We start from the raw sequence: 24,525 nt of genomic DNA, 5'->3' as shown, positions 1-24,525 counted from the left end.
ATAAAAAGTTTAGTGGGGTTTGCCCCCATAGGGAGTGAGATAATGAGATTAAGTAGAAATATGTCCGCTATGAGGATATTTAATAGCTATACTAAAAATTTAGTAGCTCAGTCTAAGGCTTATGGTAGTATTAGTTCAGGTAATAAGATACAGACATATAGAGATGATCCTAATGCTAAGGCTAAGAGTGATAAGTTGAAGTTAGAGATTAGAGGTCTTCAAATGGCCACTAGAAATATTCAAGATAGTGTAAGTCTTATGCAAACCATGGATGGTGGTATGCAAAGTATAAGTGAAGCCTTACAAAGGGCTAGAGAACTTATGGTTCAAGCTGGAGGAGCAACTACGCCGGAAGATAGAGCAGTTATTCAAAAGGAAATAGATGAGAATCTAGAACATATAACTTATACTGCTAATAATACGGAGATGAATGGTGTAAAGCTATTAGCCGATAAAAATAATCCAGGAGATACAGTAGATCTACTTATTGGAGCAACTAGTGATTATGTAACTAAACTGCCAACATATAATTTCACATCTACAGGATTAGGACTTGTGAATGCTGATGGTAGCAATAAAATAAGTGTGGAGAATATGAATGATGGATTAGAACGCTTAGATTATGCTATAGATAAGCTTAATTCTGGAAGAGGAAAGTATGGAGCTCTAAGTAATAGAATGGAGTCTACTGCAGATTATACCAGTGAAATAGTAGGTAAGGTTGAAGGAGCAGAAGGAGAAATTACTGGTACTGATATAGCACTAGAAATGGTTGAATATGCTAAAAACTCAATTTTAGTGGAATCAGGTATGGCTATGATGGCTCAAAGTAATGAATTTCCACAGGATATTCTACAAATATTGAGCAATGTATATCCTAATAGGTAGAGAAAAAAAGTAATTTCGTGTAGTAAATAAGGAATTTTAAGTAAAAAGTAAATAATTTACGTTTAAAAGGTTGAATGGAAGAAAAATATAGTATATAATGCAGATATGTGAAAAAATTAAATAGGCAAAATTGACGAAAGTTAGTGACGCAAAGCTATAGGGGCTAAGCCTAAGGGTATGCCAGCCAGTTGCCAAAGAGTAAGTATACTTTTTGTTTTAGGTATTATAGAAGTAAATAATATTTTTATTTTAACCTTGTTGTAATTAAAAGCTACTCTTTTTGAGTAGCTTTTTTTATATAAAATTTATAGTTTTTCATATAAAAGTTGCAATTGGCTTTATAAAATATACCATATTGTAAATGATTACCCAGGTTCATGTTTTACAATGAGTATTTTACATAAGATTACATGTAACCATTATTATTCAATCTTTACCATACTATTTTTTACTAATGATGAATTTTGTAGATTTATTTCTATTTAAAGTAAGTTTAAAGTGTATAAAATAAATAAAAAATCGTATAACTAACAAAAAAAAGAAGGGATTTAAGTATTTATGTCTAATTTATAAACATTAAGTATGTTTAAGTGGAAAATGGAGGTATAAAATGTCACAAAATGAAGTATATGGATTGCTAAAAAAATCTATGAATGTAACTGTTGAGGCTAATAAGGTTATTGCTAATAATATTGCAAATGTAAATATAAAAAACTATAAGAGATATTATGTTCCCTTCGAACAGGTTATGGAAGAGTCAACAGCTAATGGTAATTTAAAAACTACAAATGAAAAACATATAGGTATTGGAAGCAAAGATGTACAAGTTAAAAGAGATGACAGTGCATCTATGCGGGAAGATGGTAATAACGTGGATATTGAAACAGAAATGACAAGTCAAGCTGCTAATACTATGATGTATGAATCTTTAGTTAGATTTGCCAGTGGAAAGCTAAATAGTACAAGTAGAGTTATAAAAGGAGGGAACTAAAAGTGGAGGCATTTAGAGGAATGAGAATTTCAGCTAGTGGTCTTACTGCAGAAAGATTAAGAATGGATACTATCTCTTCTAATATTGTTAATGCAGGAACTACTAGAGGAAAAGATGGGAAACCTTATGTAAGAAAGATTGCTATGTTTCAAGAGAACTTAAAGGAAGCCTACAATAAAAGCAATGGAAAAGTAGAGGACAAGTTAAATGGAGTTAAAGCAGTTGGCATTGTAGATGATGAATCAGAACTTATTAAAGTATATAATCCAAGTCATCCAGATGCGGATGAAGAAGGATTTGTAACTATGCCAAATGTAAATATCTCCAATGAAATGGTGGAGTTAATAGCATCAAGTAGAGCTTATGAAGCCAATGTCAATGCAATGAACGCACAAAAAAGTATGTTTTTAAAAACTTTAGAAATAGGTAAATAAAAGATGGGAGTAGTACTTTATGATGAACAATTACATACCAAATGCAACAATTTTTCAAAATGAGCTAAGGGAAATTTATGGGGTAAAAGAAAAGGATACTGAAGAGAATAGCACTTCAAGTGGCACAGGATTTGCAGCTGTTATAAAGGATGAATTGCAAAAAGTCAACGATCTACAAGTTGAAGCAGATAACAATGTAACAGGATATATTGCAGGAGAAAAAAGTATCCATGAAGTAGTATTAGCTACAGAAGAGGCATCTATGTCCCTAGAGCTTGCTATTCAAATAAGAAATAAGCTAGTTGATGCTTATAAGGAATTTAATAATATGCAAGTATAATGGGGGTAAGGATTAGATGAGTAAGCTATCGGAGCTAATGAAGAAGATAAAAGATAAGTGGAATTCCATGTCGAAAACTAGAAAGATAGCTTTAGTGATAATTGCGGTGGTGACTTTTATAGCAGTAGGAACACTACTTTATGTATCACTTAAACCAAAGTATACAGTTTTATTTTCAAATATGGATTCCCAAGATTCAGGAAAGATTATAGCCAATCTAGAGGGCAAAGGAACTAAGTACAAAATAGAAGGAAATTCTATTTTAGTTGAAAAGTCTCAAGTGGATAAACTGAGAATGGAAATGCTGTCAGAGGTTCAAATAACAGAAGGAAGCCAAGGCTTCGAACTTTTTGATAAGGGTAGCATTGGGGCTACAGATGAAGAATCAAGAATAATGTATCAAAGAGCACTTTCTGGAGAACTTGAAAGAACTATAAAGGGTTTTGAAGAAGTTGAGGCTGCAAAAGTAAACTTAGTTTTACCAAACAACTCAGCCTTTGTAACTAAACCAACTCCTGCTAGTGCTTCAGTAACGGTAAAGTTAGTGCCAGGAAATGAACTTTCACCAGAGCAAGTTAAAGCTATTGTACACTTAGTAACAGGTAGTGTGGAAAACTTAGATAAGGAAGACGTTACAATAGTATCAGACAATCTAAAGTTATTAACGGAAGGTTTGTTTGATAATGAAAAAGGAACCCAGGCTACTAGTACAGAAAATCAAATTGATTCAACTAAAAAAGTTGAGAAAGAATATGAAAAGAAAATCTTAAATGTATTAGAACCGATATATAAAGATAATGTAAAAGTATCTGTAAATGCACAGCTCAATTTTGACGCTGTAAAGCAGAATAATGTTACATATGATCCAAAGGGATCCGCAGTAGTAAGTGAGCATATTATTAAAGACAATAGTAAGGGTACTGAAAATACTTCAGGAAGTACTGTAGATAATAATATGACTAATGAGCAAGATGCAGAAAAAGATACTGAAAAAGCAGGTTATTCGGAAGAAACAAGAAATTTTAATAATACTAAGAGTGAAGAAACAGTTGTGAAGGCACCAGGTCAATTGGAGAGAATTACCACATCTGTAGTTGTAAATGGAGATATAGATAATGCAACTAAGAATACTATAAAAAATTTAATATCTGATGCCATTGGTTTTAATGAGGCACGAGGTGATGGAATTTCAGTTGAAAGTTTAGCCTTTAATGATGATTATAAAACACAAGCTGAAGAAGAAATTAAGGCTATGAAGGAAGCCGAAGCAAAATCTAGAAGGATTAAGCTTATTGCTTTAGGAGTAGGAGCAGTTATAGCACTTATACTTATTATTGTAGTTGTTTCTATTATTAGAAGTAAGAGAAAAGAAGATGAAGAAGAAGATGAAGAGGCTATAGAAGGGCTAGATGTAGTTATAGGAGATGAAACTTTAGAAACAGTGGCGGATTTATACAAAGATTTAGATTTAGAAGCAGAAACTGAAAGAGAAAAGATCATGAAAGAAGTTAAAAAATATGCAGAAAAGAAACCTGAACAGGTAGCGGATATTATAAAATCATGGATGACTGATGAAGAAGGGAGATAGTAATGGCTAAAACAGAAAAATTTACAGGTATTCAAAAGGCAGCAATATTATTTATCTCTTTGGGACCAGATGCATCTGCAGCAATAATAAAAAGATTAAATGAAAGAGATATACAAAAGATAACCTATGAGATTGCTAATATGTCTTCGGTTAAAGCTGAAGACAGACAAGCTATTTTAGATGAGTTTATGGAATTAAATAAGGCTAAGGATTATATTCTTGAAGGTGGAGTAGAGTATGCTAGAAGTGTTTTATCAAAAGCTTTAGGAACTCAAAAGGCCAACGATATTCTAGAGAGAGTTACAGAGTTTTCACAGCAGTTTAGACCTTTTTCTATTGCTAGAAAAGCTGATGCAACTCAGCTTATGAATGTAATTTCAGGAGAACATCCTCAGACTATAGCATTAATACTTTGTCATCTACAGCCGGACAAAGCAGGACAGATAATGTCTGCACTTCCATCTGAATTGCAGAGTGAAGTTGCTTTTAGAGTTGCCACTATGAATAATATATATCCGGTGGTAGTGAAGGAAATTGAAGAGGTATTAAATAGTAAGCTATCTTCAGTGGTTACTAGTGAAAGTAGTGTTATAGGAGGAGTTCAATCTTTAGTTAATATACTTAACCAAGTTGATAGGACTACAGAGAAAAACATTACAGAAGGTCTTGAAAGGGAAGATATGGAACTTGCAGATAAAGTTAAGGAATCTATGTTTGTATTTGAGGATATTATTACTATCAATGATGTGGAAATTCAAAGAATTTTACGTGAAGTTGATAATAAAGAGCTATGTATGGCTCTAAAGGGTACTTCAGAACAAGTAATAGAAACTATATCAAGAAACCTTTCAAAACGTGCAGCAGCGACATTGAAAGAAGATATGGAATTCTTAGGACCTGTAAGACTTATGGATGTTGAAAAAGCTCAGCAAAAAATTGTTGCGTTAATTAGAAGACTAGATGAAGCTGGAGAAATAACAATTGTAAGAGGTGGAGACGATGCACTCATCTTATAGGGTAATAAAAAGTGTTAATGTATGTGAAAATGGAACCAAGGCAATAGATACAGACTTTTATATAGAGCCAGCTCCAATAGTAGAGGAGACTATAGACCTTGATGATACTAATCCTAGGAGCATGGAGGAGTATCTAAAACTAAAGAAAAAAGGTGAAGAAATAGTTAAAAATGCCCATAAAGAAGGCGAAGCTATTCTTGCAGATGCAAAGGAAAAAGTAGAAGAGCTCCTATATGAAGCCAAGGAAGATGGATTTAATAAGGGTTATGAAGAAGGCAATAGTATTGGTTATAAAGAGGGCTATGACAAGGCTTATGATGAAGGAGTAAAAAAAGGTGAAGAAATAATTCAAAATGCAAATTTTATTCTTTATCAAGCTAAGGAAGAGTATGATAAATTTCTTAAGTCTAAGGAAATGGGCATTAGAAAAATTATTGTAAATGCCGTAGAAAATATGCTTAAAAAGGAGCTTGAAAGTAAGGAAGCACTAAATGGATTACTTTTCAACATCCTATCTGAAGAGAAAAATGCCAAGATGATAATTATAAGGGTAGCGCCTAACTATTTAGAAGAAATAGAGACAAAGATAGAAGAATTCAAGCATAGTATGGGCATCAGAGGAGAAGTAGTGGTTTTACAGGATAATTATTTAGATTATGGAACCTTAGTTGTTGAAAAGGATGATGGAAAAACCACCTTTACTATTAAGGGGAGCATAGAGAAGCTAAAGGAAATTCTCATGGAAGCATAGAGGAAGATGGTATTATGATTAATTTGAATATAGGAGACATTGAAAAAAGTATTAGTAAAACAAATTTTAATCATATGGAAGGCGTAGTTAAAAACATAATAGGTCTTACCATTGAAGTAAAAGGAGTTAAGGGTTTTGTAGGGGAAATTTTCCACATATATAATGAGGAAAATAAAACTATAGTCTGTGAAGTAGTAGGTTTTAAAGATGGGAATTTAATTCTTATGCCCCTTGGAAATCTAATAGGAATATCTCCTGGATGTAGAGTCGAGAGGACAGGAAAGCAGTTAAGTATAAAGTGTTCAGATGAACTTTTAGGAAGAGTTTTAGATGGAATTGGGAATCCTTTAGATGAAAAGGAATTGTATCTTTATAGGAACTATCCCTTGGAAGCTATGCCACCAGACCCATTGAAGAGAAGAAGGATTAAAGAAGTTCTTCCTACAGGGGTAAGAGCCATTGATGGATTTCTTACTTGCGGTGAAGGACAAAGGATTGGTATCTTTGCTGGTTCAGGGGTAGGAAAAAGTACTACTCTGGGAATGATTGCTAGAGAAGCTAAGGCTGATGTAAATGTAATATCCCTAATAGGAGAAAGAGGTAGAGAGGTTTTAGATTTTATAGAAAAAGATCTAGGTCCAGAAGGGTTAAAGAAATCTGTAGTAGTATGTGCTACATCTGATCAACCAGCTCTTGTTAGGCTAAAGGGTGCATTTACTGCTACAGCCATTGCGGAATACTTTAGAGATAAAGGATTAAAGGTTATTCTTATGATGGATTCTGTGACACGTTTTGCTATGGCGCAAAGGGAAATTGGTCTTGCTATAGGAGAGCCTCCAGCTACTAAAGGATATACTCCTTCGGTTTTTGCAATGTTACCTAAACTTCTTGAGCGTAGCGGTATGTCTGATAAAGGATCTATTACAGCTTTTTATACCGTCCTTGTTGATGGAGATGACTTTAATGAACCAATTGCAGATGCGGTAAGAGGTATTTTAGATGGACATATTGTATTAAGCCGTGAGTTAGCTACTAAAAATCATTATCCAGCCATAGATGTACTTAAAAGTGTATCTAGACTTATGCCAGAAATTGCAGAGGAAATCCATATAAAGGCTGCCTCACTTGCTAGAGATTTAATGGCCTCTTATAAAGAAGCAGAAGATTTAATAAATCTAGGAGCTTATGTAAAGGGAAGTAATTCTAAAATAGATATGGCCATTGAGTATATAGATAGTATAAATGGATTTTTAACTCAAGAAATAAAAGAAGGTTGCGAAATTGAAGCTAGTAAAGACATGCTTATTAATATGTTTAAATAAAGGTGGTGTAAATTTTGGGACAAACTTATAAGTTTAAATTACAAAGGTTATTGGACTTAAGAGAAAAAGAAGAAGATGGTAAAAAAATAGTTTTTATGGAGGCCCTTAGGGATAAGAACAGGGTAGAAGAAGAACTTAAAAGTCTAGAGGATAGCTTCCAAAGATACTCTACTGTGAATAATAACATGAGTGTAACTGAAAGAAAAATTCAGCATCATTATTTAAATCTATTAAATAGTACTATTGATATTACACAAGAAAAGCTTAAAACTGATGAAGAAAGAGTGAAGCTCACTAGGAAAGAATTAGTTACTGCTCAAGTAAATAAAAAGATTGTAGGCATATTAAAAGATAAGGATCAGGCAGCATTTATAAAAGAAGAAAATCGAATAGAACAAATTCAAAATGATGAATTTGCACTTTATGGATTTATACGTGAGTGTGGGAGGCGATAAATTTGATGGAAATGGCACAATTTAGTGTTGGAAATGACCTGTATAAAGGCAGTAGTACTAGTGATAAAGTTAAAAAGCCTGAAGGAAATAAAGGATATTCTAATAAGGAATTTTCCAAGGAACTTAAAAACTACAGTACAGATAATGAAAGCTCTAAAACTAAATCAGTAAATTCTATTAAGCAAGAAAAAGTTAAAGAGCCTTCAAAGGATTACATATTGAGCTCTGAGGAAGTTCATGAAGGTGAAAAGCTAAGTACCTCAGAAGATATGCAGTCACTAATAAATCTAATAATAGCTCTTTTGAATAAGAAGGATCCTTCTAAGGCTGAAATGGTTTCTTCTGATCTTATTAGTGGAAATGAAGGTAAAGTGGAACTACAACCTTTATTAGACCTTTTAGGAAGTGAAAAAAGTGCAAATGGGCTATTAGAATTATTAAGGGAAGCATCAATTAATAGTGACATGAAAAATAAACTTACAGAGTTATTAACTTTAATTAATGAAGATATTACTGATCTAGACAATAGTAGTGAAAGTCTTATGAAACTATTAACAGCAGAAGAAGGTATAGATAATGATGATCTAATAAGTCAGTTACAAAAAATAGTTTCAATGAAGGATGATAATAAAGAAGATGAGCCTTTAAATATACCTAGAAGAATAGAACTGGAAACTAATGTTATAGAAAAAAGTAGTGTAGTAGCTGTAGTAGAAGATAATGAAGAAAGTAGTAGTAAAGATAGTAAGTTTTCAAAAGAAACAGCTATTTTGAATAAAGTAATTAATGGTGAAGAGAAGGATTCAAAGGTTACAAGAGCTGCTGATTTTATGTCATACTTTGAAAATAGTGTACAAAAATCAGGAGAAGTATCTAGTGAAAAGCCTATAGCTATTACAAAGAGTGATCTTAATAATGATGTGATAAAAGCTTTATCATACATGGATAAAAATGGGGTTAAGGATTTAACTGTAAAGATTTATCCTAAAGAGTTAGGTGAAATATCTATATCTGTAAGTATGGAACAAGGTGCTTTAAAGGCAATGATTAAGGCTACATCAAAAGAAACTGTAGAGATGTTAGCTTTAGGACTTAAGGACATAAATGAAAAGTTAAATGGAAACAACATAAAAATACAATCAGTAGATATAGGACTTTATGAAGAGGATACTACCTATTTTGCTCATGAAAACAGCCAAGGCAAAGCATATGAAAATGGTGGACAAAGAGGTAGTGAAAAGGGTAGACAAGGTTCAGAGGTGAATATAGTTGAAGAGGATGTTATATCTGAAGCTAATGTGAAAGCCTCTAATGAGATAGATTTACTAGTTTAGGAGATGATGAAATGGCAATATCAACTAATAATACAACAGCACCTTGGGTTGAAGGGAACAAAACTAAAAATGGTACACCTATTGTAAAACCAGGGGCAGAACTTGACAAAAATTCTTTCTTTAAAATATTAGCTGCTGAGCTTTCTAATCAGGACCCAACTCAATCACAAGATACTACTGCATATGTCTCACAGTTAGCTCAATTTACAACCCTTGAACAGATGAGTTCATTAAATTCTACAATGACTCTTTCTTCTGCACAAGGATTAACTGGAAAATTTGTAGCTTTAGATGCATTAGATGCTAATGGAGTACCTCAGTGTGGCGTAGTTAGAGCTGTGTATAAACATAAGGGAGACGTTTATGTTACTGTGGAAGGTGTAGATGGAAAGTATACAGATTATGAATATAGTCAAGTTACAGATGTCATTGATTCAGGAGATCCAAATATGGATAACTTAACCTTCTCTAATGCAGTAACATTGATGGGTAAAATTGTTGAAATAGCACTGCCAGCAGATACATCTGTAGAAAAGCCTAAGGGAGATGGCAAGGAAGAAGAAAAGCCAGTAAAGCCTAAGAGTATTACAGGTAAAGTGCTAGAAGTATATAGGGATGCAGAAGGTATCAAGCTTAAGGTTGAAGTTGAAGTTGATGGAAAAATAGAAATTAGAGATTACTTATTTGACTCTGTAATTGGAGTAAAAGGTTAATAAAATTATATTAAAAAATAGAGAATCGGAGGGATAGTATAATATGCTAAATTCAATGTACTCAGGGATATCAGGTTTAGGAGCAAATCAAAAAAAGTTAGATGTAATAGGAAATAACGTGGCTAACTCAGGAACTACTTCCTTTAAATCATCTTCAGTTACTTTTCAAGATAGTATGTATCAAAGTTATAAGGGAGCATCAGGTCCAGGATTAAACTTAGGAGGAGTTAACCCTTCTAGAGTTGGTATGGGAGTTTCTATACAAAGTATAGTAACAAATATGGCTCAAGGAAGTCTGCAACCAACAGGAAGACCTTATGATGTAGCTGTAGATGGAACAGGATATTTTATAGTAGCTAAAGGAAAAGAAAATGGCACAATAACAGTTAATCCAGATCAAAGTATGGAATCTACAACTTTAGAGAGTTTTTATACAAGAGATGGTTCATTTAAGGTAGATAGTAAGGGAAATCTTCTAAATTCTAATGGATATAGAATTATGGGTTATGCTATAAGTGATGGAACAGCAACATCTCCATTAGGTGGAATAGTTAATTATGTAGATGGAGAATCTGAAAACTTAAATGCTAATCAAAATGAATTAGTAGCACTTAAAATACCAGAGACTGTTTCTAAGCTGGTAACTGATAAAGATGGAAATCCAGAAGTAGATGCTGGTGGAAATCCAACAGGAAGAAGGGAAGATGTTAGAATTCAAGGTTTCTCTATAGAAAATGATGGATTAATTAAGGCTGTTCTTGCTGATGGTAGTACCACTGTTCTTGGACAAGTTGCTATGGCGTCATTTACCAACAATGAAGGTCTTGAGCAAAAGGGAAATAATATGTATTCTCCTTCAGCAAACTCAGGAAATCCATTAGCTAGAGTTGGTAAATATACTGATAAAGCTGCTTTAGGTGCAAGAGAAGACAATGGTAAAGCTTATGGACAAGTTTTAAATGGATTTTTAGAGATGTCAAATGTTGATTTATCTGCACAGTTTACAGATATGATAGTTGCAACTCGTTCTTTCCAAGCTTGCGGTAAAATCATCACAACTGCAGACGAAATATTACAAGAACTTGTAAATTTAAAAAGATAATCTATTTAAATATGTAAATGTGATTTTTCTTAGGCTAAGACGGTGCTTATATTGATCTTAGCTTAAGTAAATTTACTATATCATAGGAGGTATAGGAGAATATGATAGAGGTTAATCCCTTAAATGGAAACAAATTTATTCTTAATAGTAATCACATTGAAAAAATTGAAGAAATCCCAGAGACAGTAATTACCTTAGTCAATGGAAAAAAGTATTTAGTTAAAGAAAGTTCTAAAGAAATAGTTGATAAGGTTATAGAATTTAGACGAAAATACTGGGCAAATGTACGGTTGGAGGAAAGTAATGAAGAAGAATGATATGTTAACAGCTATAGGTTTTGTGATTGCAATTGTTCTTGTATTTTATGGAATGCTAAATGGAGGATCGTTAAAGCTATTCTTTGATGTACCGTCCTTAGCTATAACAGTAGGAGGGTCCTTCGGTGCACTTTTAATGTCTTATCCAATGAATGAAATAAAAAGATTTATCAAGGTTGCAGCACAAGCTTTCAAAGAAGATGGAACATCTAAGGTAGATAATATTGCGCTATTTGTTAATTTATCTAAAAAAGCTAGAAGAGATGGACTACTTTCTTTAGAAGAGGATATACAAGAGATTAGTAACGAGTTTGTTAAAAAAGGCTTAAATATGATAGTTGACGGTATTGAACCTGAATCTATTAGAGAAGTTATGACTTTAGAAATTAAAGAATTAGAAAAAAGACATGAAGATGCAGCATCTATGTTCACAACTTGGGGAGCATATGCTCCAGCCATGGGTATGATTGGAACATTGATTGGACTTATTCAAATGCTTGCTAACCTATCAGATGCAGACAACTTAGCATCAGGTATGGGTAAGGCTCTTATTACAACTTTTTATGGATCAATGCTTGCTAACTTAGTTGTACTTCCTATAGCAGGAAAGCTAAATTATAAAACATCTAAGGAAGTAAACCAAATGGAAATGATGATTGAAGGAGTACTTTCTATACAATCAGGAGTAAACCCAAGGGTAATTGAAGATAAAATGATAGTATATTTATCACCAGAGGATAGAGTAAAGTATTTAAGTAGTGTTAATCAAGGAGAGTAGGTGAATAATTATGGCCAAGAAAGACATAAAAACTGATGGGTGGTTAGCTACTTATGCAGATACTGTTACTTTGCTATTAACCTTCTTTGTTTTACTTTATTCACTATCAACTATAGACTCACAAAAATTTCAGCAGATAGCTGTAGCCATGCAAAGTGCTTTTAGTGGTAAGGCTGATAGGTCCATACTTGAATTTAACTCAAGTAGTGGTGATGTACCTATAGTTGGAAAGCCACAGCTTACAGTGGAAGACATTCAAGAAAATGAAGACTTGGAAATTTTAGAGGATGTATTAACTTATATTAAGGAAAATGATTTAGAGAATGATGTTCAAATATATGAAGATGAAAAAGGTCTTAATATCCAGATGAAGGATTCGGTGCTTTTTGATACTGGAAAGGCAGAACTAAGGTCAGATAGTAAAAACGTATTAGACAAGGTTAGTGACTTAATTGGAAAGGTAGATAACAAGATTATAATTGAAGGTCATACAGACAATGTACCAATTAACACACCAGCTATGCCAAATAACTGGCACCTATCTTCTGCTAGAGCATTAAGCGTACTGGATTATTTTCTTGGTAGTAAAAAGATTTTAAATCCTCAAAGGTTTTCAGCTCAGGGGTGTGGAGAGTATAGACCTATAGCTAAAAATGATACAGATGAAGGTCGAGCTAAAAATAGAAGAGTTAATATTATAGTTGTAACTAATGTAAAGGAGCAGTAAAATGAACAAAAAAAATAGCAAAGGTAATGAGTTAGAAAAAGAAAAGGGCGGAAGTTCTAAATTGGTTCTAGTTATAGTAACCGCTATAGTAATATTTGCACTTATAAGTGGAGCTGTATTTGTTGGATATACCATTGCAACAAAGAATGTAGGTAAAAATAGTAATGGCACTAGTGAAAGTAATGTAGTAGAAAAGGAAGCTACCTTAAATTTAGACGAGTTCTTAGTAAATTTAAGTGATGAGGGAAAGTCTAAATTTGTAAAGGTGAAAATTTCCTTAGGTTCGAATTTAGAGAATAAGGATTTGCAAGAAGAACTTACAGCAAAGATTCCACAAATAAGAGACTGTATAAATAAGGTATTAAGAGCTAAGAAATCTACGGATTTCAAAACAGAGGGAGATGCTTTATTAAAAGAAGAGATAGTCGTAAAGGCAAATGAGCTTTTAAATAGTGGTAAGATAACCAATATTTACTTCACAGATATAATTGTTCAATAGGTGACATATGGATAGTCAATTGATTTTAACCTTATTAAAACTTGTAATATTTTTCCCATTAGTTATAGGATTAATTCTTTGGCTAGGGAAGACTGTTGAGAAATATAGTCACGTAAACAGAAAATCTACAATGAGAGTAGTAGAGAGACTAACCATTAGTAAGGATAACTCTCTTCTCATTGTAAAGATAAGAGATAAATTTTATTTAGTAACTTCAGCTCAAGGAAAAATAGAAATTGTAGAAGAAGTTGCAGGGGAAGATTATGAAGAAATTGAAATGATTAAATTTAAGAATAGTAGTGAGTTAAAACAAATTTTTAAAGACAAGTATCTTAAATGGAGAAAGTAAAATATTATTTTAGGAATAAAGGGATAATACATATGAAAAAATTTGATCTAAAAAAGTTTATAAAACCCATAACGCTAATACTACTGGTGTTTTGTGTTATTTCAATTAGTAGTAAAGTAGCTTATGCTACTGGAGATACCATGCCAATTCCAGATATAAATATATCCTTTGGTGATGGTGATGCAAAAACTCCTACTGAATATGTGGACAATATAAAATTATTACTAGTACTAACAGTACTTACAATACTTCCATCAATCCTTATAATGACCACAGGATTTATAAGAATTGTAACAGTACTTTCTTTCTTTAAGAGTGCTATAGGAGCTACATCACTGCCAAAACAAATAATTGTTGGGTTGTCCTTATTTTTAACGTTCTTTGTAATGGCACCTACCTTTTCAGAAATTAATGAAAAGGCAGTTCAGCCTTATATGAAGGAAGAAATAACAATGGATGTTGCTATAGATAAAGGGATAAAGCCCATGAGGGAATTTATGTTAAAGCAAACTAGAGTAAAAGATTTAAAGTTGTTTCTTGAAGCTGGAAAGGTAGAGGACGCTGTTAAAGTAGAAAAGGATGCAGATGGTAAGGAAACTTATAATTATGATGATGTTCCACTTTATACAATTGTACCAGCCTTTGTTATAAGTGAGTTAAGAACAGCCTTTGAAATAGGATTTTTGTTATTTATACCATTTATATTGGTGGACATTGTAACAGCTAGTGTTCTTATGTCTATGGGTATGTTTATGTTACCGCCAGCTATGATTTCTCTGCCATTTAAATTACTTTTATTTGTATTAGTAGATGGATGGAATTTGTTAAGTCAATCCTTAATACTAGGATTTTAGAGAGGTGATGTAATATGACACAGACTATGGTGGTTGCAATATTACAGGATATGGTGAAGACAGCTTTAATGGCAGCTGGACCAATACTACTTACAGCTACGGCAGTAGGTCTTTTGATAAGTATATTTCAAGCCACAACTCAGATACAAGAACAAACTTTAACCTTTGTACCTAAAATAATAGCTGTGGCAATAGTGGGAATAATTACTGCCACATTTATAGGAAACACAGTGATAGGTTTTACTCAAAGAATTTTTTCAATAATTTCTAATATAGGAGCTTAGGTGGGATAACGTTGGTAGATATTTTAATGTTTATAGCTTTTTTAATGGTGTTTATGAGGATAACATCCTTGATTTTTACAGTGCCAACCTTTTTCCCAACAGGAACACCAAATATAGCAAAGATTGGTGTAGGACTTATTATATCCATGATTTTATCTCCCATAATCAGTACTGAAGCATTACCAGAAATAAGTAATATGTTTGTTTTAATAGTGCTTATAGGTAAAGAAGTAATTATAGGAATATGTCTAGGATATATAGTAAATTTACTGTTTAGTGTTGTACAAATGGCAGGACAAATTATGGATTTTTCCATGGGCTTTTCTATGATGAGCCTATTTGACCCAGTTGCAGGTGAAAACATATCAGTAATGGGAAGGTTGATGTACTGGATTTGTCTTGCTGTATTTATGTTAGTTGATGGACATCTTATTTTAGTGCAGTGTCTTATAGATAGTTTTACTTCAGTTCCTGTAGGGACTGTAACCTTTAATAAAGAAATTTTGGGATATATTATTCAAGTTGTATTTGAATTTTTTACTATTGGGATTAAGATTGCAGTGCCAATAATGCTTATAATACTTATGACGGAAATTGTATTGGGATTGGTATCAAGAGTTATGCCTCAGCTTAATGCTATGATACTAGGAATGCCAATCAAGATTTTTGTTGGACTTGCAACCTTTGTAATTTCTATTCCTTTAATTATGAAAATTATAGCTTCAAATTTTGGTGCTATTAAGCATATATTCTCGGAAATATTCACTATGATGCCCTTTATATTAATTTCCGCATCTAATGATAGTGGAGATAAAACGGAAAAACCTACTCCTAAAAAGCTTCAAGATGCTAAGAAAAAAGGTCAAGTAGCTAAAAGTAAGGAATTATCTTCTGCCTTAACTCTTTTAGCAGCTACTTTAGTTATAGCTATCTTAAGTAGCTTTGTGCTAAAGGTATTAAGCTCCAGTATGACAAAGTATCTAGGGAGCTACTTAAATTTTCAATTAAGTGAGGAGAGTTTAGTAGAACTTTTAATAAAGGTATTCATAGATATATTTAAAATATTTATACCAGTGGCAGTTCCTATTATGGTTATAGGCGTAATTGGATCAATAATTCAAACGGGTTTTATATATACTGGAGATCCATTAAAACCTAAGTTTAGCAAACTAAATCCTATAAGTGGATTTAAAAGAATGTTTTCTATAAGATCCTTAGTGGATTTAGTAAAAAATTTGAGTATTGTTTCTATTGTAGGATATATAGGATATAAGTTTGTTATAGATAATTACTATAGTCTTTTGAACTTTGGAAATCTTAAAACAGGAACAATACTTACTGAATTGGCTAGTTTAATAATTAATGTTTTTGTTAAAGTTGGGATAGCTTTATTAATAATAGGATGCATAGATTTTTTATATCAGAAATTCCAACATAATAAGGATTTAAAAATGACTAAACAAGAGATAAAGGAAGAATATAAACAACAAGAAGGAGACCCTATAGTTAAGGGGAAAAGAAAACAAAAGCAAAGAGAAATGGCTATGAGAAGAATGATGCAATCAGTACCAGATGCTACTGTTGTAATTACAAACCCAACTCACATTGCGGTGGCTTTGAAATATAAAGAAAATAGTGGAAAAGCACCGATAGTTGTGGCAAAGGGCAGTGAGTATGTGGCGTTAAAGATTAAGGAAAAGGCTATTGAAAATAATGTACCAATTATAGAAAATAAACCATTAGCTAGACTCATGTTCAAAGAAGTGGATTTAGATAAGGAAATTCCCTTTGATATGTATAAAGCAGTGGCAGAAATATTAGTATTAGTTTATAAAATGAAGAAATAACGTAAAAAAGGATGATAATTATGCTTAAAGATAAGGGATTTAGTATTAAGAATAACTTAGATATAATAGTAGCATTTGGGGTAATTCTTATTGTACTAATGATAATTATACCATTGCCCCCAGAAATACTTGATTTTTTCTTTGCCATTAATATTTCAATATCTATAATTATAATGTTACTTACAATGTTTACTACAAATGTATTACAATTATCAGTATTTCCAACATTATTACTTGTAACTACTCTATTTAGATTAGCACTAAATGTATCCTCTACTAGACTAATTTTAGGACAAGCAGATGCAGGAAAAATAGTGCAGGCTTTTGGAGAGTTCGTAATTGGTGGTAACTATTTTGTTGGAATAATAATATTTTTAATTATTGTTATTATACAGTTTTTAGTTATAACTAGTGGTGCTGGAAGAGTATCTGAGGTTTCAGCAAGATTCACCTTAGATGCAATGCCAGGAAAACAGATGAGTATAGATGCAGATTTAAATGCAGGAATGATTACAGAAGAAGATGCTAGGAAAAAGAGACTTGACCTTCAAAGGGAAGCAGATTTTTATGGAGCTATGGATGGTGCATCTAAATTTGTTAAAGGTGATGCCATAGCAGGTATTATAATTACTATAATAAATATTTTAGGCGGTATTGTTATAGGGGCAGTAATGATGGATATGAGTATAGGCGAAGCTGCTGCTAAGTTTACACAACTCACCATAGGAGACGGACTTGTAAGTCAATTACCTGCACTGTTAATTTCTACAGCTTCGGGTATCTTAGTTACTCGTTCAGGAAGTGATGATAACTTTGGAACACAGGTTTCATCACAATTGACAGCATTTCCAGTAGTTATAGCAATTGCATCTCTAGTACTATTTATTCTTGGATTAATTCCAGGAATGCCTACACTAGTATTCTTTGCTCTATCTGCAGCAGCTGGAACAAGTGCATACCTAATGTATAAGGATGAAAAGCAACAAGCTAAGCAGAAGATAGAAATAGAAGAAAAGGAAATTGTAGAGAGTGAGAGTAGAGAGCCAGAAAATGTGATGAATTTAATTTCTGTTGAGCCATTAGAGGTAGAAATAGGCTATGGACTTATTCCTATGGCTGATGAATCCTCAGGAGGAGATTTGTTGCAGAGAATCTCATCAGTGAGAAGACAATGTGCTATAGAGATGGGAATTGTGGTTCAACCTATTAGAATTAGAGACAATCTGCAAATTAGAAATAATGAATATGTAATAAAAATAAGAGGAACAGTGATAGCTAGAGCGGACATAATGCCAAGCATGTTTTTATGTATGAATCCTTCTGGAGAAGATATAAATATGCAGGGAATAAAGACCATAGAGCCTACCTTTGGAATAGATGCTCTATGGATAAATAAGGATCAAAGAGAAGATGCAGAGATAAAGGGACTTACTGTGGTAGATCCAACTACAGTTATGGTTACTCATCTTACGGAAACTATTAAAGCTCATTCTTATGAACTTCTTGGACGTCAAGAAACTAAAGTTATTTTAGATTCTGTAAAGGAAAAGTATCCTACTGTGGTAGAGGAACTTGTACCAGATCTTATGACCATAGGAGAAATTCAAAAGGTTTTACAAGGACTTTTAAAAGAGAAGGTATCTATAAAAGACATGGTAACTATATTAGAATGTCTTGCTGATAATTCACGAAATACTAAGGATATTGAAATGTTAACGGAATATGTGAGATTTTCACTAAGTAGAACTATTTGCAATGATCTAGTGGATGATGAACATAGAATTACAGCAGTAACCATATCTCCAGATATAGAAAAACTAATAGGAAGTAATATCCAAAAATCTATGCAGGGTTCTTTCCCAGCAATAAATCCAGATATTACAACAGAGATATTTAATAGTATTAAGGTAATGTTAGAAAGTACCCACTTTCCAACTAATATACCTATAATTCTAGTTTCTCCAAGAATTAGGCCAGCATTTAGAAAGCTTATAGAAATGGTATTTCCAAGTATTGTAGTATTGTCTTTAAATGAAATACCTAATGATGTAGAGATAAGGACCGAAGGAGTTGTATCTATCTAATGATTATAAAGAAATATGTAGCTTCTACCATGAAGGAAGCATTAAGTAAGATAGGTAAGGAGTTAGGCAAAGATGCTGTAATTATAAGTCAGAGAGCTATAAGAAAGCCTGGTATTAAAGGGTTGTTTTCTCCTAAAGTAGTGGAGATAACCGCAGCTGTTGAATCTAAATCTAATGATTTAGGTTGGGATGATAAAGAAATAAACAGTAAGAGTATTTTACCAGTAGATATAATGGAAAATGATGAATTGGAGCTAAGACAAGAAGTTGAAACAATGAAGAGTCTTATAAATTCCTATTTTTCTACTCAAAGCAATAATTCTATAAATGAGGAAATTAAATTAGAAGAATTAGATAACAAAAACAAAGAAGAAAGTGAGTTGCAACAAGAAAAGGCTAGTGATAGTGAAATTTATTTTAAAGAAGCCAAGGAAAGACTTAGAGAATTAGATGTATCTAAAGATATAGTTGAAGAATTAATAGAAACTATAAAAATAAATAAACAAGTGTCTTCCATTGATGAAATCATGAATGGAATTAAAGAGGAACTTGGCGCTATTATAAAAATAGATTCTAGTGAAATAAATGGAACCATAGCTTTAGTGGGTCCTACAGGAGTAGGAAAAACTACAACTATAGCGAAGCTAGCAGGGGAGCTAGCTCTTGTAAAAAAGAAAAAGGTAGGTTTAATTACTGTAGATACCTATAGAATAGGAGCAGTAGAACAGTTAAAAACCTATGCAGATATTATGAATATTGATTTTAAAGTGGTATTTTCATTAGCTGAGATGGAAGAAGCTATAAACTCAATGAAAGACTGTGATGTGATCTTATTAGATACTACTGGCAGGAGTAGTAAAAATACTATGCAAGTATTAGAATTGAAGGCTTTTCTAGATAGGGCTAAGGTGGATAATGCTTATTTAGTAGTCAGTGCTACTACTAAGAGTGGTGACATGGACATCATAGCTAATGGATTTTCTAATATAAATTACAAGGGACTAATACTAACTAAGTTAGATGAGACTTCAACTTATGGTTCCATACTAAATATATGTAGAAGGACTCAGGTTCCTATTAAATTTATCACTGTAGGCCAGAATGTACCAGATGATATAAAGGTACCATTGGAGGATGAGATAATAAAATTGGTGTTAGGGGAAAATAGTATATGTTAGACCAGGCTTCAAGATTAAGACAAATGGTATTTGAAAAGCAAGATACTATGGAAGAAAGCAATAATAATACTAAAATCTTTACTATAACTTCCGGTAAGGGGGGGGTAGGGAAGAGTAATATGGTAATTAATTTAGCAATTTCTCTTAAAAAACTAGGGAAAAAGGTCTTAGTACTAGATGCAGATTTAGGTATGGGCAATGTAGATGTTTTAATAGGGACTATACCTAGATATACCATTTTTGATATAATATTAAATAATAAATCTGTTAATGAGGTAGTAATAAATGGACCTTTAGGTATAAAAATTTTATGTGGAGGTACAGGACTTTCTAGATTAGATGACTTAAATAGGTGGCAAAGAGAAGTTTTAATTAATAAGTTAGGAGAAATAAAAGATTTTGACTATATATTAATTGATACAGGAGCAGGCATAAATAGAACAGTTATGGCTTTTATAGAGTGTAGTCATGAAGTTTTTATTGTGACTACTCCGGAACCAACAGCATTAACGGATGCATATAGCTTATTAAAAACCATATGTAATCATAATGTGAAAAATAGAGCAAAAATTATTGTTAATAAGGTTTTAAGCAAGGAAGAAGGAAATGATACTTTTAATAGACTTAATAGTTCAGCAAATAGATTTCTAGGAGCTAATCTAGTGCATTTAGGAAACATCGCTGAAGATAAAAAATTAGTGCAAGCTGTAAGGATGCAAAGACCTGTGGTATTGTCTTTCCCTAAAAGTGAAGTAAGTGAAAACATTGAGTCTATTGCAAAGGGGTTAGAAGGTATATCTTATAATAAGGGAAATAGCATCCAGGGTATATTTAAAAAAATGCTTAATATTTTTTCATAGGAGGAGAGTATGAAAGCTAATAATATGATGGAAATCAATAATAAAATAGAGATTTATACAAAAAATCGAGAATTAGCAAAATCAAAAATTCAGGATATTGATGAAGATGGTATATATATAGCTATAGCTACACCTATACTAAATGGCATAAGTTATCCCTTAAGTACTGGAGACACAGTTAAGTGTAATTATAATGATGGAAAAGGTAATATATATAATTTTCAAGCTAAGGTGAAAGGGAGAAAATTTGATAAAATAGCCTTGATTACATTGGAAAGAGAAAGTGAATTGCATAAGGTACAAAGAAGAGACTATGTAAGATTGCCATTTATAAATGCTATGAAATATTCACCAATAGATAAGTATAATGAAAGTGTCCTTAGGGATATTGAAAACTGCAATTATAGGGAAGGACAAACTTTAGATTTAAGTGGTGGAGGTATTAGAATAAAGGTAAAGGAAAGTCTTAATTTAGGGCAACTAGTCATGTTGAATACTAAGATTAATAACGAAGATATATTAGCCTTAGGTAAAATCGTTAGAGATGAAACACAAAATAAAAATGAATATGTATATGGAGTAAAATTTCAATTTATTGATGATAAGGTAAGGGAAAATATAATACAGTTTATTTTTAAGAATATGAGAAAGTTAATGAAAACAAAGTAGGAGGGAAATGATGTGTCTGTAGCTTGTGATGTAGATGTTAGAGAAGAAATAATTAAAAAAAATATACCTCTTGTAAAGTATATTGCTTCCAAGATTATCGTAGGAAAAAATAAATATGTTGAATATGAAGACTTAATAAGTTATGGAATGATTGGGCTTATGGATGCTATAAATAAGTTTGATGACACTAAGGGTATGAAATTTTCCACCTATGCTGCCATAAGAATAAATGGAAGTATTATAGATGAAATACGAAAAAATAGTCCTATATCTAAAAGAGCTATCGATAAGCTTAATAGATACAATAAGGTAGTGGAAGAATTACAAAATAAGCTTTACAGAGAACCAAAAGATATTGAAGTAGCTGAAAGGATGGAAATAAGTTTAAAGGAGCTTACAGATATACAAGGTTATGTAAACTATATTTCAATGATGTCCTTAGAAACTATTTTATTTGGTGATGATGAGGAAATGTCTTTAATCAATTCCATAGAGGATACTAAAAGTCCTTCTCCACAAAAGTCTTTGGAAGAAAAAGAAATGCTAGAATACTTGAGGAGAGGCTTGGATAATCTAAAGGAAAGAGATAGACTTATACTAAATCTATACTACTTTGAAAAACTTACTTTAAAACAAGTAGGAGCAGTGCTAGAAGTATCAGAATCAAGAGTTTGTCAACTTCATAGTAGAGCTATTTTAAATTTAAGAAAAGAAATTGAGAAACTCCAATATGATATTAAGTCATAGAAGATAGGTGAGAATATGTATATTTTATTAATTATTATTGGAGTGGCTTTAATTGCTACAAATATAAGGGCTATAATGAGAGAAGAAAATGACTTTAGTAAAGCTATGATGGATGCAGAATCTAATATAGATGAAGTAGACATGAGACTTGTTGAAATAAGAAGTGAGTTTGCTAAAACAATTACAGAATTACAAAGAGAAATAAATGACTTAAAAAAAGTAAATCATACTGAATTTATTAAAAATGAATTATTAGAAAAAAGGGATGATTCAGATAAAAATATTAGTAATGATGAGTACATAAATACCTTGGTAGATAAGATTGATTCCTTAGATGATGATATTCTTCTTCAAGGAGAAAATATGGATGAATTAATGGACGATTTAAAAGAAGAAGAAAAAGATGGTAATCCTAAAAAAGAAAAAGAAGACAGTAATCCTAAAAAAGATATAAAGGGTAATAGCTTAAAAGTAGAAGAGGTAAAAGCCTTATTAGCTGAAGGCTTAAGTGAAGAAGGCATAGCACAACGGCTGAATATAGGAAAGGGTGAGGTCTTATTAATAAAGGAATTATATTTAAAATAAAAAGGTTTATTAAAGTTTTAAGTGATAGAAAAATTTTATTTGGTATAGGCATTGGCATAATACTAGGAATGTTTTTTAGTATCCCTGCAAAAATAGATTATAAACTTAGTGATGGTGAAATTGAAATAAGAGCAAAAAAATTAGGAATGACCTATCCAGACCAGATTAAAATTGATATAAAGGCGGGTGCAAACAATGATTAGAGGATTGTATACAGTAGCTTCAGGAATAATTACCAGTGAAAAAAATCAAAGTGCTATTATGAATAATATAGCAAATATAAACACTACAGGATATAAATCACAGATTTTGTCCATGAAGAGTTTTGATGAGGTATATATTTCTAATAAGGATGGAAAAAACAATGAAAGAGTAACCATTGGAGCTATGAATAACGGAGTAGAAATAAATGATCGAACCACTAATTTCTCACAAGGAACTATAAAGGATACAGGAGTAACAACTGATTTTGCCCTTCAGGGAGAAGGATTTTTTGTAGTTCAAAGACAAACCGCTAATGTAGCTACAAATTATTATACAAGAGATGGTCATTTTGCTGTAGACACTTCAGGATATTTAGTGACATCTAATGGAGATAGGGTACTTAGTAGGAGTGGGAATGGACTAGCACCGATATATATAGGTGAAGGAAGTATTTCTGCAGACAATATTGGGAATATATCTGTAGATGGACGAGAAGCAGGCAGATTAGCTGTAGTTAATTTTCCAAAGGATAACCAAGGTAAATATGAAAATCTAAATGAATTTACATATAATCTTTATGAAGGAGTTAATCCTACCTTTGTTAATAATCCTTATGTAGTTAATAAATCCCTTGAAGGATCTAATGTTAGCGTAGTTCAAGAAACTAGTAACATGATGACTGTTATGAGAAACTTTGAAAGCAATGCAACTATTTTAAAGGTTTTAGATTCTACCTTGGACAAGGCTGTAAATGAAATAGGTAAAGCTAGATAGAATTAATAGAGAAAGAAAAATTTGAGGAGTGAGTTTATGTACGGTATGTTTTACACCAATAGAAGTGCAATGGAGGCACAACAGAATAAATTAGACTTAGTATCAAATAATATAGCAAATTCCGGTACTATTGGATATAAAAAAGTAACATCTACATTCCAAGACCTTTATACCAGTTCATTAGAAAGACTAGGAGTACCATGGTCTAAGAATGCAAATACTGAACTTTATGTTGGTACAGGGGTTAAATCTACTAATGAAGTTAGAATAAAAACTCAAGGAAGCTTAACTAATACAAAGATATCTACAGATTTAGCTATAGATGGAGAAGGATTCTTTAAAGTATATAAACAAGATGGAAGTGCAGCCTACACTAGAAATGGAAACTTCAAAGTAGATGCTTCAGGAATTTTAGTAGATAATAATGGGTATAGATTATCTATAACTGATGCTAATGGTAATGAGATAAATGTGCCAGGGGGTCCAATTAACTTTGCTAAAGATAAGTTTTCTATAGATGCAAATGGGGCTTTATCCTTAGATAATGATGGAAACTCTATAAAAGTTGGAGATATTAAAACTTATAAGACCATAGGTGATACAGATTTTATTTCTTCAGGACAAAGCTTATTTGTTCCAATAGAAGGAGCTACTGTAATGGAGACTACGGATAGAGATATTTATCAAGGATTTACGGAAAGATCTAATGTAGATATGACTACTGAGATGACTGACATGATTGTAGCCCAAAGAGCTTTTCAATTAAGCTCCTCTGCATTAAAAACGGCAGATGATATGTGGGGAATGATAAATAACTTAAGATAGCAATGGAAAT

The 24,525-nt window shown here is 32.1% G+C and carries 29 protein-coding genes and 1 riboswitch; all 29 genes read left to right on the top strand.

All coding sequences use genetic code 11. The features are described 5' to 3' along the window. Positions 1-42 precede the first annotated feature (42 nt). The 29 genes from B2694_RS08640 to B2694_RS08500 all read left to right on the top strand — a co-directional run bounded on the left by B2694_RS08640 (position 43) and on the right by B2694_RS08500 (position 24,515). Complete coding sequence (locus B2694_RS08640; RefSeq protein ID WP_346885380.1) at positions 43-888, top strand: flagellin; 846 nt, start codon at positions 43-45, stop codon at positions 886-888. A 113-nt stretch (positions 889-1,001) separates the two neighbouring features. Beyond that, positions 1,002-1,084: riboswitch (cyclic di-GMP riboswitch) on the top strand. Between the two features lie 414 nt (positions 1,085-1,498). Next, on the top strand, positions 1,499-1,879 hold the full coding sequence (gene flgB / locus B2694_RS08635; protein WP_346877372.1) for a flagellar basal body rod protein FlgB: 381 nt from the start codon (positions 1,499-1,501) through the stop codon (positions 1,877-1,879). A gap of 2 nt (positions 1,880-1,881) precedes the next feature. Further along, complete coding sequence (gene flgC / locus B2694_RS08630) at positions 1,882-2,313, top strand: flagellar basal body rod protein FlgC (protein ID WP_084178021.1); 432 nt, start codon at positions 1,882-1,884, stop codon at positions 2,311-2,313. 19 nt (positions 2,314-2,332) lie between these two features. After that, positions 2,333-2,653, top strand: coding sequence for a flagellar hook-basal body complex protein FliE (gene fliE / locus B2694_RS08625; protein WP_346847884.1), 321 nt, complete (start codon positions 2,333-2,335; stop codon positions 2,651-2,653). A gap of 16 nt (positions 2,654-2,669) precedes the next feature. Then, positions 2,670-4,241, top strand: a complete 1,572-nt coding sequence (gene fliF / locus B2694_RS08620; RefSeq protein ID WP_346885379.1) for a flagellar basal-body MS-ring/collar protein FliF — start codon at positions 2,670-2,672, stop codon at positions 4,239-4,241. A 2-nt stretch (positions 4,242-4,243) separates the two neighbouring features. Continuing rightward, on the top strand, positions 4,244-5,257 hold the full coding sequence (gene fliG, locus B2694_RS08615; protein WP_346885378.1) for a flagellar motor switch protein FliG: 1,014 nt from the start codon (positions 4,244-4,246) through the stop codon (positions 5,255-5,257). Beyond that, positions 5,241-6,008: a hypothetical protein gene (locus B2694_RS08610; protein ID WP_346885377.1), complete on the top strand. Its 768-nt coding sequence runs from the start codon at positions 5,241-5,243 to the stop codon at positions 6,006-6,008. The genes fliG and B2694_RS08610 overlap by 17 nt, the downstream gene beginning before the upstream one ends. A gap of 14 nt (positions 6,009-6,022) precedes the next feature. Continuing rightward, positions 6,023-7,330 (top strand): flagellar protein export ATPase FliI, encoded by a 1,308-nt coding sequence (fliI, locus tag B2694_RS08605; RefSeq protein ID WP_346885376.1) that lies wholly within the window; start codon positions 6,023-6,025, stop codon positions 7,328-7,330. A 14-nt stretch (positions 7,331-7,344) separates the two neighbouring features. Further along, positions 7,345-7,785 (top strand): flagellar export protein FliJ, encoded by a 441-nt coding sequence (gene fliJ / locus B2694_RS08600; RefSeq protein WP_346877378.1) that lies wholly within the window; start codon positions 7,345-7,347, stop codon positions 7,783-7,785. 5 nt (positions 7,786-7,790) lie between these two features. Beyond that, on the top strand, positions 7,791-9,119 hold the full coding sequence (locus B2694_RS08595; RefSeq protein ID WP_346885467.1) for a flagellar hook-length control protein FliK: 1,329 nt from the start codon (positions 7,791-7,793) through the stop codon (positions 9,117-9,119). A gap of 11 nt (positions 9,120-9,130) precedes the next feature. After that, a complete protein-coding gene (locus tag B2694_RS08590; RefSeq protein WP_346877379.1) occupies positions 9,131-9,832 on the top strand; it encodes a flagellar hook capping FlgD N-terminal domain-containing protein in 702 nt (233 codons plus the stop codon). Positions 9,833-9,875: 43 nt separating this feature from the next. Continuing rightward, positions 9,876-10,934 carry a flagellar hook-basal body complex protein gene (locus tag B2694_RS08585; RefSeq protein ID WP_346877380.1) on the top strand — a complete coding sequence of 353 codons (1,059 nt, stop codon included), beginning with the start codon at positions 9,876-9,878 and terminating at the stop codon, positions 10,932-10,934. 101 nt (positions 10,935-11,035) lie between these two features. After that, positions 11,036-11,251, top strand: coding sequence for a flagellar FlbD family protein (locus B2694_RS08580; protein WP_346847892.1), 216 nt, complete (start codon positions 11,036-11,038; stop codon positions 11,249-11,251). Further along, a complete protein-coding gene (locus tag B2694_RS08575) occupies positions 11,238-12,029 on the top strand; it encodes a motility protein A (RefSeq protein WP_346847893.1) in 792 nt (263 codons plus the stop codon). Before B2694_RS08580 ends, B2694_RS08575 begins: the two co-directional genes overlap by 14 nt. 10 nt (positions 12,030-12,039) lie before the next feature. Then, positions 12,040-12,756, top strand: coding sequence for an OmpA family protein (locus B2694_RS08570; RefSeq protein ID WP_346885375.1), 717 nt, complete (start codon positions 12,040-12,042; stop codon positions 12,754-12,756). Between the two features lies 1 nt (position 12,757). Next, entirely contained in the window at positions 12,758-13,255 is a 498-nt protein-coding gene (locus B2694_RS08565; protein ID WP_346885374.1) for a flagellar basal body-associated FliL family protein, read from the top strand. 7 nt (positions 13,256-13,262) lie between these two features. Next, complete coding sequence (locus B2694_RS08560; protein ID WP_346885373.1) at positions 13,263-13,604, top strand: flagellar biosynthetic protein FliO; 342 nt, start codon at positions 13,263-13,265, stop codon at positions 13,602-13,604. Between the two features lie 32 nt (positions 13,605-13,636). Further along, positions 13,637-14,458 carry a flagellar type III secretion system pore protein FliP gene (gene fliP, locus B2694_RS08555; RefSeq protein WP_035129251.1) on the top strand — a complete coding sequence of 274 codons (822 nt, stop codon included), beginning with the start codon at positions 13,637-13,639 and terminating at the stop codon, positions 14,456-14,458. Positions 14,459-14,472: 14 nt separating this feature from the next. Beyond that, on the top strand, positions 14,473-14,742 hold the full coding sequence (locus B2694_RS08550; protein ID WP_035129252.1) for a flagellar biosynthetic protein FliQ: 270 nt from the start codon (positions 14,473-14,475) through the stop codon (positions 14,740-14,742). Between the two features lie 11 nt (positions 14,743-14,753). After that, on the top strand, positions 14,754-16,589 hold the full coding sequence (locus tag B2694_RS08545; protein WP_346885372.1) for a fused FliR family export protein/FlhB family type III secretion system protein: 1,836 nt from the start codon (positions 14,754-14,756) through the stop codon (positions 16,587-16,589). A 20-nt stretch (positions 16,590-16,609) separates the two neighbouring features. Next, positions 16,610-18,673, top strand: coding sequence for a flagellar biosynthesis protein FlhA (gene flhA, locus B2694_RS08540; protein WP_346885371.1), 2,064 nt, complete (start codon positions 16,610-16,612; stop codon positions 18,671-18,673). Then, positions 18,673-19,851: a flagellar biosynthesis protein FlhF gene (flhF, locus tag B2694_RS08535; RefSeq protein WP_346885370.1), complete on the top strand. Its 1,179-nt coding sequence runs from the start codon at positions 18,673-18,675 to the stop codon at positions 19,849-19,851. Before flhA ends, flhF begins: the two co-directional genes overlap by 1 nt. Beyond that, on the top strand, positions 19,845-20,711 hold the full coding sequence (locus B2694_RS08530) for a MinD/ParA family protein (protein WP_346885369.1): 867 nt from the start codon (positions 19,845-19,847) through the stop codon (positions 20,709-20,711). The genes flhF and B2694_RS08530 overlap by 7 nt, the downstream gene beginning before the upstream one ends. 9 nt (positions 20,712-20,720) lie before the next feature. Further along, complete coding sequence (locus tag B2694_RS08525; protein ID WP_346885368.1) at positions 20,721-21,380, top strand: flagellar brake protein; 660 nt, start codon at positions 20,721-20,723, stop codon at positions 21,378-21,380. A 12-nt stretch (positions 21,381-21,392) separates the two neighbouring features. Beyond that, positions 21,393-22,127 carry a FliA/WhiG family RNA polymerase sigma factor gene (locus B2694_RS08520; RefSeq protein ID WP_346847904.1) on the top strand — a complete coding sequence of 245 codons (735 nt, stop codon included), beginning with the start codon at positions 21,393-21,395 and terminating at the stop codon, positions 22,125-22,127. A gap of 15 nt (positions 22,128-22,142) precedes the next feature. After that, positions 22,143-22,712: a hypothetical protein gene (locus tag B2694_RS08515; RefSeq protein ID WP_346885367.1), complete on the top strand. Its 570-nt coding sequence runs from the start codon at positions 22,143-22,145 to the stop codon at positions 22,710-22,712. A gap of 68 nt (positions 22,713-22,780) precedes the next feature. Continuing rightward, on the top strand, positions 22,781-22,915 hold the full coding sequence (locus B2694_RS08510; protein WP_346885366.1) for a hypothetical protein: 135 nt from the start codon (positions 22,781-22,783) through the stop codon (positions 22,913-22,915). Next, positions 22,908-23,690, top strand: coding sequence for a flagellar hook-basal body complex protein (locus B2694_RS08505; protein WP_346885365.1), 783 nt, complete (start codon positions 22,908-22,910; stop codon positions 23,688-23,690). The genes B2694_RS08510 and B2694_RS08505 overlap by 8 nt, the downstream gene beginning before the upstream one ends. A 36-nt stretch (positions 23,691-23,726) precedes the next feature. After that, entirely contained in the window at positions 23,727-24,515 is a 789-nt protein-coding gene (locus tag B2694_RS08500; RefSeq protein WP_346885364.1) for a flagellar hook-basal body complex protein, read from the top strand. The last annotated feature ends 10 nt before the right edge of the window (positions 24,516-24,525 follow it).

Source organism: Clostridium sp. UBA4395 (assembly GCF_002390995.1).
GTDB classification, from domain to species: domain Bacteria; phylum Bacillota; class Clostridia; order Clostridiales; family Clostridiaceae; genus Clostridium_J; species Clostridium_J sulfidigenes.
This window is presented reverse-complemented; position numbering and strand designations above follow the sequence as displayed.